This is a genomic window from Embleya sp. AB8, assembly GCF_049739465.1.
Classification (GTDB): Bacteria; Actinomycetota; Actinomycetes; order Streptomycetales; family Streptomycetaceae; genus Embleya.
In genome coordinates this window covers 251,927-264,772 of record NZ_JBMHHY010000004.1, presented here as the reverse complement: position 1 = coordinate 264,772, position 12,846 = coordinate 251,927, and the positions used below count along the sequence as shown (strand labels likewise).

The following is a 12,846-nucleotide window of genomic DNA, read 5'->3' as shown; positions in this document are numbered from 1 at the left end:
TCAGCTCGGTGCCGGCGGCGTGGCGGTGCTGCTGCTTTCGGCCAACGGCCGGCCGGCGGGCGGGTGTTCCTCCACCGTGCCGAGGGACAGTGCGGTGCCGCCTTCGAGTTCGACGTCGTCGGGGGCCTTGGGGTCGCGCATGTGCGCCGGGGCCAGGGCGTGCAGCGTGTGGTAGATGACCAGCGTGACGATCGTGCCGAGGGCGATGCCCTCGATGGAGAAGTCGTCGCTGAACTTGATCGCGACGCCGCCGATGCCGATGACCACGCCGGCCGCGACCGGGACGAGGTTGATCGGGTTGGCGAAGTCGACCCGGTTCTCGATCCAGATCTTGGCGCCGAGCAGGCCGATCATGCCGTAGAGGACCACGGTGATCCCGCCGAGCACGCCGCCGGGGGTGGCCGCGACCAGCGCGCCGAACTTGGGACACAGGCCGAACAACACGGCGACCACGGCGGCCACGTAGTAGGCGGCGGTGGAGTAGACCCGGGTGGCCGCCATCACGCCGATGTTCTCGGCGTAGGTGGTGGTCGGCGAGCCGCCGACCGCGCTGGCCATCATGGTGCCCAGGCCGTCGGCGGTGATCGCCTTGCCCAGGCTGCCGTCCAGGTCGGCGCCGGTCATCTCGGAGACCGCCTTGACGTGGCCGGCGTTCTCCGCGATCAGCGCGATCACGGCGGGCAGCGCGACCAGGATCGCCGAGGTCTTGAAGTCCGGCGCGTGGGTCGAGGGCAGGCCGAACCAGTCGGCGGAGGTGACGCCGGAGAAGTCGACCCGGTTGTGCGCGAACTCCTTGCCGTCGTGCTGACCGGGCAACACCGAGGTGATTTGGCCGAAGCCCTTGTCGAACAGCCACGACATCGTGTAGCCGAAGACCAGGCCGAGGAAGATCGCGATCCGCGACCAGAAGCCGCGCAGCAGCACGGTCATCGCGATCACGGCGGTCATCGTCAGGATGGCGATCCACTGGTCCTGCGGCCAGTAGGTCTTGGCCACCACGGGGGCCAGGTTGAAGCCGATCAGCAACACCACCGCGCCGGTGACCACCGGCGGCAGGGCCTTGTTCACGGCGGCGGCGCCGAGCAGGTGGATCAGTACGCCGGCGAGGGCGAGTACCGCGCCGGCGATCAGGATCGCGCCGGTGACGGTGGCGCTGGAGCCGCCGGAGGCGCGGATGGTGGTGACCGCGCCGACGAAGGCCGCGCTGGTGCCGAGGTAGCTGGGGATCTTCCCCTGCACGATGAGCAGGAAGACCACGGTGGCCAGACCCGACATCATGATCGCCAGGTTGGGGTCGAGCCCCATGATCACCGGGAAGACGAACGTCGCGCCGAACATCGCGACGATGTGCTGTGCTCCCAGGCCGATGGTGCGGCCCCACGAGAGCCGTTCGTCGGGGCGTACCACCTGACCCGGAGGTGGGGTGCTGCCGTCCCCGTAGAGCTTCCATCCCAAGCCGAGTGCCATGTTCAGCCGCCTTCCAGGCGTAGGGGGGTGCGAGGGCGATTCGCTGTCGCACGACCCGGCACGGTGAGCGCGATCCGGTGATGTCCGCCGTTCTCGCCACGAGGTTGGGGGAAGGCTATGGACGAGTCGGACACTGCGGCTTGGGTGATAGCTGACAGAAGCGGCCTGGTGGTGTTGTGGAATTCACCCAAGGTTTGTTGCCGTCGCGTGTTTGCGTATGGATGAAGGACCAATGCACTGTCCGTACGTGCGCGTCGCGCTACAGCCCGCGCATGCGGCGCACCTGAAGCGCCAGCATGATGTTGAGCCGCAGATGCGAGTCGGTGGTGAAGGCGCCGAGCAACCGCTCCAGTTTGCCGATCCGGTAGCGCAGCGTGTTGTAGTGGAAATGCAGGATCCGAGCGGTCTCGGCGACGTTGAGGTTGGTGTCGAGCAGCACCTCCAGGGTGGTGCGCAGATCGGTGGTCTCCTCGTCCTCGCGGCTCGCGAGTTCGCCGAGGGTCTCGCGCATGAAGCTGGTCAGCTCGGCGGAGTCGGGGACCAGGCTGAGCAGGCGGTACACCCCCAGGCTGTCGAAGTCGGCGATGCCGCCGGGCCCGTGCATCTGCCGGCCCACCTTGGCCGCGCGCCGGGCCTGTTCGTACGCCTCGGGGAGCAGCGCCGGATCGGTGACCACCCGGCTGACCCCGGTGGAGAACGACCGCCGTCCGCCGCCGCCGTCCCCGGAGACCTGGGCGACCATCTGGCGGACCGTGTCGCCGGGCGCGGTCCGGCCCGAGGCGCCCATCAGTACCACGACCTCCTGGCTGTAGCCGACCACCGCCGCGTGCGGGTCGCGCTCGCGCACGACCATGCCCCACGCGGTGGCGAACCGCTCGTGCGCGGGCCGCAGATCGTCGCCGTCCAGATCGGGGTTCTCGCCCGGCTCGAGCTGGGCGACCACCACGATCAGCGGCCGGTCGATGGCCCAGCCAAGGGACGCGCAGTGCCGCACGGTATGCGCGGGGTCGCCGGCCCGACCGGCCAGCAGGTCGCGCATGAAGTCGCCCTGGTACTTGCTCTCCACCGCCGCGACGGCGAGCTCCTTGGTGATCACCAACGCGGCCGTGGCGGCGGCCCGTTCCAGCACCTGGATGTCGCTCTCGTCGAGCGTACGGCCGGCGGAGATCAGCACGACCCGGCCGTGGTCGAGGGCGCCGGCCAGGATCGGCACCAGGGCCACGCCGGTGCCCGGATCCTCCAGGGCACGGGCGCCGTGCTTGAAGCGCTCGACCCGGAAGCGGCCGGTGGCATCGAACAGGCCGCGCAGCGCCGGTTTGCTGCCCTCGGGTGCGGCGATCTCGGACGATGCCAGCAGCCGGCCGTCGGGGGTGGTGACCATGACCGTGCCGCCGAGCAGTCGGCTGAGCTCGTCGGTGATCGCCTCCAGGCCGCCGCCCGCAAGCACCACGCTGACCAGCGCGCGGTGTGCCTCCTCGGAGCGGGCCAGCACGGCGGCCTGCCGGTTGAGGATGTCGGTGAGCACCTGGTTGAGGATGTCGTCGAACGCGACGTCGTCGGGCAGCCGGATGATCGGCAGGCCGACCCGGTCGGCGGCGGCCAGCATGTCGGCGGGCAACTCGTCGAGATAGCGGCCCAGCTTGATGCCCACCGCGGCCAGCCGGCGCGACTCCAGGCCGGTGACCAGGTCGCACAGGGACTGCGGGGTCTCGCGCAGCGGATAGCCGGTGGTCAGCAGCAGCTCGTGCGGCTTGGTCCAGGGCAGGATGTCCGGGACCTCCATCACGTTGAGGCGTTGTACGACGCGGTCCAGTCCGCTCGCGCCGGCCATCAGCCGGGCGCCGGACAGGCTGGAGAGGCTGAGCACGTCGCGGACCGCCACACCGCGAACGAGCGTGCCGGTACTCGCGGTTCGCACGCCGCCCGGGCTTCCCCCAGGGCTTGGCAAATTACGCGAATTAAGTGCGCCAAGGTTGGCAACTTGCTCCATTCGAGGACCATAGCCATTGGATTACGTTCACAACAGACATAGAGCCGATCCGATTCAAGTCGGATGCAAGTCGGCTCGGGCGGCGGGCACACCGTGTGCCCCACCGACTGCGGATCGTTTTCGCGGTGCCGGTGTCGTGGCTCGCCGCTGCTCTTCGACTTCGTACCGTTCCCGGGAGGCACCACGTGGCAGACCCGGGATCGGGCGGCGGAGTGGCGACATTGCCGGGGTCGGCGTCGGTGTTGCTGCGGGATGCTTTCGCCGGGCCGGATCGGGCGGCGCGGGTGCTCGGCGTGTTTCCGGCGGCGATCTACCTGGCCGACTCGGCGGACGGTGCGGTGGTGGCGGTGTGTACACACGACGCGATCCGATTGCCGAACGCCGTGGTGGTGGCGGCCCGGACCGACCGCTCGCCGTTCCCGGCGTTTGCGGGGGGCGGAGAGGCCCGGATCGGCGCGGGCGGGCTGACCGTCGGCGGGCTGCGGGTGGACCCGGTCCGCTGGTGGACGCCGCCGCACCCACCGGCCGTGTCCGACGACGCGGACGTGCGTCGGGCCGGCCGCGATGCACTGCGGGCCGCGCTCAGGGGGGTGGCCGGCGGCCTTTCCTCGTCGGCGCGCGTCGAGCTGGCGGAACTGGCGCGACACGCGGCCGACTTCGACCGGGCCGGCGCCGCCGGGTTGCGTCCGAGCGTCCGCGCGGACCCGGCTCGGTCCGGGGCGGACGGCCTCGACCGGGCCGGGGCCACCGCGCTGCGGTTGATCGGGCTTGGGCCCGGGCTGACCCCCAGCGGCGACGACGCGCTGTGCGGCTTCCTGCTCGCGTTGCGCCACCTGGACCCCGGCCCGAACGGTGCGCGCCGTGCGGCGGCCCTCGGCGAGCGGATCGCCGCGTACGCGCCGGGCCGCACCACCGACCTGTCCGCCGCGCTGCTGGGCCACGCGGGGCGCGGCCACGGCTGCCCGCAACTGGTCGACCTGATCGGCGCGGTGGGCCGGAACACCGACGTACTCCCATGCCTGCGCCGCCTGCTGACGGTGGGTCACACCTCCGGCGCGGACCTGGCGATCGGCGTCCTGGCGGGGGCCGATGCGGCGGAACACCCGTACCCGGCATCCGCATCCGCGAACTGCCCGCACCCGAACCAGCTTTACCCGATACCTCCATACCCCGAAGGAAGGAGCGCCCGTGAGCAGCGCGCTTGAGCTGCGCCGCGGAACATACCGAGACTCGGTCAGCCTGATGCAGGTGAGCCGATCGGTATCCGCGGTGGACGGGGTGACCAAGGCGCTCGTCGCCATGGCGACCGAACTCAACGTCGGCCTGTTGGCGGGCATGGGCTTCGAGACCCCCGACGGCGCCGGACCCAACGACCTGATCGTGGCCATCCGGGCCGCGGACGAGGACGCCCTCGGGCGCGCCCGCGAGGTGCTCGAAGCGGCCCTCGTGTTGTCCACGGGCGGCGGCACCGGGATCGGCTCCGCCGCCGGCGCCGCGCCGCGCACGATCCGTACCGCGGCCAATGCCACCCCCGGCGCCACCCTGGCGCTGATCTCGGTACCCGGACCGAACGCGTTCGCCGAGGCGATGGATGCCCTCGAAGTCGGCCTCGACGTACTGATCTTCAGCGACAACGTGCCCGTCGAGCAGGAGATCCGGCTCAAGGACGTGGGCCGCGAACGCGGCCTCCTGGTGATGGGCCCGGACTGCGGCACCGCGCTGGTCGGCGGCGTCGGCCTCGGCTTCGCCAACACCGTGCGCCCCGGCCCGATCGGCATCGTGGCCGCCTCCGGCACCGGTTCGCAGGAGCTGATGTGCCTGCTGCACGCGGCCGGCAGCGGGGTCAGCCACTGCCTGGGCGTGGGCGGGCGCGATCTGAGCGAGGCGGTCGGCGCGCGCTCGACCCTGCAGGCGCTGGCGATGCTGGACGCCGACCCGGCCACCGAGTTGATCGTGGTGGTCTCCAAGCCGCCCGCCGAAGCGGTCGCCGCCGAGGTCGAGCGCTACGCCGCGACCCTGGCCACCCCGGTACAACTGGCCTTCCTCGGCGCGGGCCGGGACGACCTGACCGCCGCCGCGACCAAGGCACTCGCCGCGATCGGCCGGCCCGGCGTGCAGGACCGGGTCTGGGCGCCGGAGACCCCGCCCGCCGCCCGGACCGGCGGTGCGCTGCGCGGGCTGTTCTGCGGCGGCACGCTGTGCGACGAGGCGATGATCATCGCCGCCGACCGGCTCGGCCCGATCGCCTCCAACATCCCGCTGCGCGCGGACTGGGCGCTGCCCGCCGACCTGCGCAGCACCGGACACCTGATGATCGACTTCGGCGACGACGGCCTGACCGCGGGCCGCCCGCACCCGATGATCGACCCGAGCCTGCGCCTGGAGCGGTTCGCCGCCGAACTGGCCGACCCGGCCGCCGCGGTGCTGCTCCTGGACGTCGTACTCGGGCACGGCGCGCACGCCGACCCCGCCGCCGAGTTGGCCGAGGTGCTGCGCGCGGCCGGGCCGAACCGGCCCGCCGTGGTGATCTCGCTGTGCGGCACCGACCAGGACCCGCAGGACCTGGCCGGCCAGGCCCGCACGCTGGCCGGCGCCGGTGCCGAGGTCCATCTGTCCAATGCCGAGGCCGCCCGGCGCGCCGTGGCGATCGTAGAAGGGCTCGACGCGTGAGTGTTCCCAACCGTCTCCTGACCCAGGACCCGTCGGTGGTCGCCGTCGGCGCCGAACTGCTCGCCGACGCGCTGACCGCGCAGGCCGTGCCGGTCACCGCCGTCGACTGGCGCCCGCCGCTGCCCGGCACCGCCGACGCACTGGCCGCGGTGCTCGCCGACGCGCGCCGCGAGGCGGCCAACAAGGTCGCGATCGAGCGGGTGTTGGCCTCGACGCCGCACCTCGTGGACGTCAAGCCGGCGAGTGAGGCGCTTGGCCTGACGGCGGGTCAGTTCCGGCACGCCGGGCCGCCGATCGACTGGGCGCGGGCGTCCGGGCCGATGCGCGGCGCGCTGATCGGCGCGGTGCTCTTCGAGGGATTGGCCGACACCCCCGAGGCGGCGGAGAAGTATCTGGCCGCCGGGCACGCCGAGTTGGACTCGTGCCACCACCACCACGCGGTCGGGCCGATGGCCGGCGTGGTCAGCCCGTCGATGTGGATGTTCGAACTGGAGGACACCACACACGGCACCCGGGCGTGGTGCTCGCTCAACGAGGGCCTGGGCAAGGTGCTGCGCTACGGCGCGTACGGGCCCGAGGTGATCGAGCGACTCCAGTGGATGTCGGCGGTGCTCGGCCCGCTGCTGCGCACCGCGGTGCAAGCGGGGGAGCCGATCGACATCCGGGCGATCATCGCGCAGATGTTGCAGATGGGCGACGAGGGCCACAACCGCAACCGCGCCGGCACTCTGATGTTGCTGCGCGAACTGCTGCCGAACATGGTCGACAGCGGCGCGCCGACCAAGGACATCGCCGAGGCGGCCCGGTTCGTCGGCGGCAACGACCACTTCTTCCTCAACCTGGACATGCCCGCGTGCAAGCTGGCGATGGACGCGGGCCGCGATGTGCCGGGCTCCTCGCTGGTGGTGGCGATGGCCCGGAACGGCACCGACTTCGGCATCCAGGTCTCCGGCACCGGGGACCGCTGGTACACCGGCCCGGCCGAGGTGCCGGACGGCCTGTACCTGGGCGCGTACGGCCCGGACGACGCCAACCCCGACATCGGCGACTCGGCGATCACCGAGACCGCCGGGATCGGTGGCTTCGCGATGGCGGCGGCACCGGCGATCGTGCGCTTCATCGGCGGCGAGGTGGACGACGCGCTGGCCGCGACCCGGCGGATGTACGAGATCACCCTCGCGGAGAACCCGGCCTACCAGATCCCGGTCCTCGACTTCCGGGGCACGCCGACCGGGATCGACGTCACCAAGGTGGTGCGGACCGGCATCCTGCCGCAGATCAACACCGGCATCGCGGGCCGGGTCGCGGGCACCGGGCAGGTCGGCGCGGGCCTGGTCACGCCGCCGGCGCAGTGCTTCGTGGCGGCGATCGACGCGCTCGCGGAGGCGGCGCCTCCGCTCGGCTGACGCCTGTGACGCCTGTGCGCAACGCGAAAGGGGACCCGCCGCGCGAACGCGGCGGGTCCCCTTTCTGCGTGGACTATTCGGCTCCGCGCGGACCGCTCACCGGTGAATCCGCCCGTCGGTCAGGGACAGCGGCCGGGCCGTGCCGCCGTGCCGGGCCTGGACGATCTCGGCGAGCACGGCAATTGCGGTCTCCTGCGGGGTACGCGCACCCAGGTCCAGACCTATCGGCGAGTGCAGCAGCTCCAGTTCGGCCTCGGTCACCCCCGCCTCGCGCAACCGGACCAGCCGATCCGCGTGTGCGCGCCGACTGCCCATCGCGCCGACGTAGCCGACCGGCAACCGCAACGCCCGGACCAGGACCGGTACATCGAACTTGGGGTCGTGGGTCAGTACGCAGATCGCGGTACGCGCGTCCACGCGCGTGCCGGCCAGATAGCGGTCCGGCCAGTCGACCACCAGCTCGTCCACCCCGGGAAAACGTTGCGCCGTGGCGAACACGGGGCGGGCGTCGCATACCGTCACCCGATACCCGGCGAGCGCACCGGCGCGCGCGACGGCCACCGCGTAGTCGTTCGAGCCGAAGACCAACAGCCGCGGGCGCGGCACATACGAGCGCACGAAGACGATCTCGTCCCGCGCCACCCCGAGCGCCTCGACCGGGATCAGCGCGTCGCCCACCCGGCGGACCAGCGTCGTTCGGTCGGCCGCCAGTACCTCGCGCAGCGCGGCCGGCAGCGGTCCGCACTCGTCGTCCCCGGCGCCCTCCTCGTCCGCGCCGACCAGCAGCCGGGCGCCGAGCCGGGCCGGATCGGGCGTGGTCACCACGGTGGCCACCACGATCGGCCGGCCCTCGCGCAGCGCGGCGATCAGCTCGGGGAACTCCGGATAGTGCGCCGCGTCCACCGGCTCGACGTAGACCTCCAGGGTCCCGCCGCAGGTCAGCCCCACCATCAGCGCGTCGTCGTCGCTGATCCCGTAGGCGGCGGTACGCGGGCGACCGGCCTCGAGCACCTCCAGGGCCAGCTCGTACACCGCCCCCTCGACACACCCGCCGGAGACGCTGCCGAGCGCCACACCGTCGGCGGTCACCGCCATCACCGCACCCGCGTCGCGCGGCGCGCTGCGCAGCGTGGACACCACCGTGGCCAGGGCGAACGGGCGCCCTTCCCGGTACCACTCCTCCAGCCGGTCGAGCAGTTCACGCATGGCCGATCACCCGGTCCGTCGCTCGTCGACCAGCAGTGCACACAGTTCCTCCAGCGCGGCCAGGCTGTGCCCGGCGACAAAGTGGTCAACATACGGGAGAGCCGCGGCCATACCCGCCGCAAGGGGTTGATACCCGTCCCGGGCCACATGCGGATTGACCCAGATCACCCGGTGGGCGAGTCGATGCAGCCGGGCCATCGCCACGGCGAGGGGCTCGGGGTCGCCGCGTTCCCAACCGTCGGAGGCGATCACCACGACCGCACCCCGAGCCACGCCGCGCCGACCCCAGTGGGTCAGGAAGGCGTGCAGCTGGTCGCCGAGCCGGGTGCCGCCGCTGAAGTCGGGCACGACGGCGGACGCGGCGGCCAGCGCGCGGTCCGGGTCAAAGTGGCCCAACTCCCGGCTGATCCGGGTCAGCCGGGTACCGACGGTGAACACCTCGGCGCCGCGCCGCCGGCGGGCGGCGGCGTGGCCGAAGCGCAACAGTGCGTCGGCGTACGGTGCCATCGAGCCGCTCACGTCCAGGAGCAACACCAGGCGGCGTGGCCGAACGGTGCGCTCGGTGTGGCGCAGCCGGGCGAACTCGCCGGTGCGCAGTGCGGCCCGCACGGTGCGGGTGCGGTCGAGCCGACCGTGCCGGGCCGGGCGGCGCCGGCGGGTGCGGCGCGTCGGCGCGGCCGGGCGCAGCAGGGCGAGCAGCCGGCGCAGTTCGGCGCGCGCGGCGGGGTCGAGGCCGGCGATGTCGCGGCGGCGCAGGATCTCGGTCCGGTCGGCGGCGGCGACCCGGGGTTCACCGTCGGGCGCGTCCTGCTCGCGGGGCTCGTCGGGGCCCGGCAGGCCGACCGCGCGTTCGACGTCGACGCTCGGCCGACGGCGGCCCGGGGGTGCCTGTTCGCACCCGAAGTAGGCGGTGAACGCGGCTTCGTAGCGCGGCAGTTCGTCCGGCGCCGAGCACAGCGCGAGGCGGCCCGCCCAGTAGACGCCGTACCGCTGGTCGGCGCCCAGTTCGGCGGCGGCGGTCAGGAAGGTCCGCACCCGTTGCGGATCGGCCGCGACCCCGGCGGCCCGGACCGTGCGAGCGAACCCGACCAGGGTCTCCACCGCGTCCCGGCGCACCGGCACCCCGAGAGCGGCCCGCACCGTAGCGGCATCGAGAGGACTGCGCGCCGCCACCTCAGCCACCCACCGTAAGCAGCGACCCCGGCCCGGTCCGCACCCGCGCGGGATCCCCCGCGACCTCGACCACGCGTCCGGAGCACCCGAAGCCGCCCGACGTCCCCGACGCAGCCTGCCCCGTGGCCGCGTCCGACGGATCACGGGTGGCCATCCCGGCCACCTGTCGTGAGCCCGACAGGCCCGGTCCGGTCCGCGCAGGCTCCGCCGCGACCTCGACCGCGCCGCCCGAGCGCCCGAAGCCGCCCGAAGTCCTCGGCGCAGCGTGCCCCGTGCCGGCGTCCGACGGACCGCGTCCGCGCATCTCAGCCGCCCGCCGTGTCCACAGCGGGCGGCTTCCGGTCCGCGCAGGCTCCGCCGCGACCTCGACCGCGCCGCCCGAGCGCCCGAAGCCGCCCGACGTCCTCGACGCAGCCTGCCCCGTGGCCGCGTCCGACGGTCCACGTCCGCGCATCTCAGCCGCCCGCCGTGAGCAGTCGGTCCAGGCCCGCCGCGCGGACGCTCTCCAGGTCCTCCCGGTGTTTGAGTACCGCGCCGAGTGTGCGGGCCGCGCCGTCCGGATCCAGGTCCCGGACGCCCAGTACCAGCAGGGCGCCGGCCCAGTCCAGGGTCTCCGCGACGCCCGGCGGCTTGACCAGGTCGGCCGCGCGCAGCCGGCCGATCGCGCGGACCACGTCCTCGGCGAGTTGCTCGCCCACCTCGGGCAACCGGCGGCGGACGATCGCCACCTCGTGCGCGTGATCGGGGTGGTCGAGCCAGTGGTAGAGGCAGCGCCGCTTGAGCGCGTCGTGCAGCTCGCGGGTGCGATTGGAGGTCAGCACCACCAGAGGTGGCACCTCGGCGCTGATCCGACCCAGTTCGGGCACCGTCACCGCGAAGTCGGAGAGCACCTCCAGCAAGAACGCGTCGAACTCGTCGTCGGCCCGGTCCACTTCGTCCACGAGCAACACCGCCGGCGCCGCCTCGATCGCCTGGAGCACCGGCCGGGCGAGCAGATAACGCCGGTCGTACAGCCCCGCCTCCAGGGTGTCCGCATCGGTCTCGCCCGCCGCGCCGGCCGCCCGCAGGCGCAACATCTGGCGCGGGAAGTCCCAGTCGTAGAGCGCCTGCGAGGCGTCCAGGCCCTCGTAGCACTGGAGCCGGAACAGCGGTACGGCGAACGCGTCGGCGAGCGCTCGGGCCAGCGCGGTCTTGCCCACCCCCGGCTCCCCCTCGACCAGCAGCGGCCGGCCCATCCGCAGCGCGAGATAGGCGGCGGTCCCGATCCCGTCCCCGGCCAGGTAGTCCACGCCGTCGAGGCGTGCGACCACCCCCTCGGGCCCACCGAGATCCTCGCCCGCCCACCACGCCTGCGCCACGCCGCACACCTCTCCACCCACACCAGCACCAGCACCCGCATCCGCACCCGCCCGGCCCGGTTCCGGCCGAACGATCGGTGTTCAGTACACGCCGAACCGGCCCGGACCTCGACGGCAACATCTGCCAAAGCCCGGCCCGATCCCTGACGATCCGCGCCGGCGCGGACGCGCACTCGCGCCGGCGCGCGGACGGTCCGGCGACACCGGCGATCTCCACCCGGCGCGGTATGGCGCCTGGACCGTCGGTTTGATGACCGAGCCCGCCGCGCGGGCTACGCTGCGCCGATGCGGTCCCGACCGGTGTGGATCAGACTGCCCATCAGCATCCCCTCGATCGTGGTGGACGCGGTCCTGGCGCTGTCCGACATCGTGGTCAGCGTGCTGCTCGCGCGCGAGGATCCGCAGGGCAACTGGCGGCATACCGACGCGTTCGGCTTCACCCTGATCGTGCTGATCAATCTGCCGCTGATCGTGCGTCGGCGGGCGCCGGTCACGGTGTTGCTGATGATGCTCGTGATGCAGATCTGGTACATCAGCCTCGGCTATTGGCCGGTGGTGAACTCCTCCGGCGTGCTGCTCGCGGTCTATACGGTGGCCGCGCATCGGTCGATTCGGGTGCTCGCGGGATGTGCTCCGGCGGTGTCGGCCACCTGGTTGTACGCCGGACTGGACGCGGACGGGGGCTCGATGCTCACCGTCGTCGCCCAGGCGCTGGTCATCCCGTCGGGGATCTGCTGGTTCGGCGTCTCGGCCCGCCGGCTGAGCGAACGCAACGCGCAGTTCGCCCAGTTGACCGCGCGCCTGGCCCGCGAGCAGGCGGCCCGGGCACGTCGCGCGGTCACCGACGAACGGGTGCGTATCGCCCGCGAGTTGCACGACGTGGTGGCGCATCACGTGTCGGTGATCTCGGTCCAGGCGGGGCTGGCCGAGTATGTGCTCGACTCCGATCCACCCACCGCCCAGGCCGCGTTGCGCACGATCGGGGAGACCACGCGCGAGGCGTTGGACGAGATGCGCCGAATGCTCTCGCTGCTGCGCGCGGACACCGAGGAGGTGTGGGACCCGGAGCACGAGCGGGTTCCCGAGGACCGGATGGCCCCGGCGCCGAGCCTGGCCCGCCTCGACGAGGTGGTGCGGCGGATCCGGGCGGCCGGGATCGAGGTGCGCACCCGGCGGGTGGGCCTGGCCCGCCCGCTGTCCCCGGGCGTCGAACTGTGCGCGTACCGGATCGTCCAGGAGGCGCTGACCAACGTGCTCAAGCACGCCCGCTCGGCCCGCGTGGACCTCGTGGTGGACTACGGGCCCCGGCAGTTGCGGATCACGGTGACCGACGACGGCGGCGGCGGTGTGCCGATCCCGGCACCACAGCGGCCGGATTCGGGCAGAATCGGATCGGTGGCCGCACACGGGTTGATCGGCATGTCCGAGCGCACCAAGCTCTACGGCGGGACACTCTCCGCCGGGCCGCGGCCCGACGGTGGATTCGAGGTCGGCCTGGTGCTGCCGATCCCGGCCGAGCCCGCCGTGCGGACCGGGAACGAAGGGGACACCTAGTGCCGGGCGCGGCACTAGTCGC

The 12,846-nt window shown here is 72.9% G+C and carries 9 protein-coding genes; 4 read left to right on the top strand and 5 right to left on the bottom strand.

Features of this window, described 5'->3' with window-relative positions:
* The gene (locus tag ABIA38_RS07860) at nucleotides 1–1,467 is read right to left on the bottom strand and encodes a uracil-xanthine permease family protein (protein WP_424637724.1); all 1,467 of its coding nucleotides are present in this window, start codon (nucleotides 1,465–1,467) and stop codon (nucleotides 1–3) included.
* A gap of 259 nt (nucleotides 1,468–1,726) precedes the next feature.
* Nucleotides 1,727–3,385: a PucR family transcriptional regulator gene (locus ABIA38_RS07855; protein ID WP_424637723.1), complete on the bottom strand. Its 1,659-nt coding sequence runs from the start codon at nucleotides 3,383–3,385 to the stop codon at nucleotides 1,727–1,729.
* A 257-nt stretch (nucleotides 3,386–3,642) separates the two neighbouring features.
* Here ABIA38_RS07855 and ABIA38_RS07850 point away from each other — a divergent pair, with 257 nt between their 5' ends.
* From ABIA38_RS07850 to ABIA38_RS07840, 3 genes are read left to right on the top strand one after another with little or no spacing between them, the layout of a single operon-like run.
* Nucleotides 3,643–4,662, top strand: coding sequence for a DUF2877 domain-containing protein (locus tag ABIA38_RS07850; protein ID WP_424637722.1), 1,020 nt, complete (start codon nucleotides 3,643–3,645; stop codon nucleotides 4,660–4,662).
* Entirely contained in the window at nucleotides 4,646–6,127 is a 1,482-nt protein-coding gene (locus ABIA38_RS07845; RefSeq protein ID WP_424637721.1) for an FdrA family protein, read from the top strand. The genes ABIA38_RS07850 and ABIA38_RS07845 overlap by 17 nt, the downstream gene beginning before the upstream one ends.
* Nucleotides 6,124–7,533 carry a DUF1116 domain-containing protein gene (locus ABIA38_RS07840; protein WP_424637720.1) on the top strand — a complete coding sequence of 470 codons (1,410 nt, stop codon included), beginning with the start codon at nucleotides 6,124–6,126 and terminating at the stop codon, nucleotides 7,531–7,533. The genes ABIA38_RS07845 and ABIA38_RS07840 overlap by 4 nt, the downstream gene beginning before the upstream one ends.
* Nucleotides 7,534–7,629: 96 nt before the next feature.
* Here ABIA38_RS07840 and ABIA38_RS07835 read toward each other — a convergent pair whose 3' ends face one another.
* From ABIA38_RS07835 to ABIA38_RS07825, 3 genes are all read right to left on the bottom strand, one after another.
* The gene (locus ABIA38_RS07835) at nucleotides 7,630–8,739 is read right to left on the bottom strand and encodes an XdhC family protein (RefSeq protein WP_424637719.1); all 1,110 of its coding nucleotides are present in this window, start codon (nucleotides 8,737–8,739) and stop codon (nucleotides 7,630–7,632) included.
* 6 nt (nucleotides 8,740–8,745) lie between these two features.
* Entirely contained in the window at nucleotides 8,746–9,879 is a 1,134-nt protein-coding gene (locus tag ABIA38_RS07830) for a vWA domain-containing protein (RefSeq protein ID WP_424637718.1), read from the bottom strand.
* Between the two features lie 488 nt (nucleotides 9,880–10,367).
* Nucleotides 10,368–11,270, bottom strand: a complete 903-nt coding sequence (locus ABIA38_RS07825; RefSeq protein ID WP_424637717.1) for an AAA family ATPase — start codon at nucleotides 11,268–11,270, stop codon at nucleotides 10,368–10,370.
* A 285-nt stretch (nucleotides 11,271–11,555) separates the two neighbouring features.
* Between ABIA38_RS07825 and ABIA38_RS07820 the strand changes: the two genes are divergently transcribed.
* The gene (locus tag ABIA38_RS07820; protein WP_424637716.1) at nucleotides 11,556–12,824 is read left to right on the top strand and encodes a sensor histidine kinase; all 1,269 of its coding nucleotides are present in this window, start codon (nucleotides 11,556–11,558) and stop codon (nucleotides 12,822–12,824) included.
* The last annotated feature ends 22 nt before the right edge of the window (nucleotides 12,825–12,846 follow it).

Excerpts from the sequence above, each read along its gene's own strand:
- ABIA38_RS07860 (WP_424637724.1), bottom strand. The coding sequence starts at position 1,467 with ATGGCACTCGGCTTGGGATGGAAGCTCTACGGGGACGGCAGCACCCCA.
- ABIA38_RS07835 (WP_424637719.1), bottom strand. The coding sequence starts at position 8,739 with ATGCGTGAACTGCTCGACCGGCTGGAGGAGTGGTACCGGGAAGGGCGC.
- ABIA38_RS07820 (WP_424637716.1), top strand. The coding sequence starts at position 11,556 with ATGCGGTCCCGACCGGTGTGGATCAGACTGCCCATCAGCATCCCCTCG.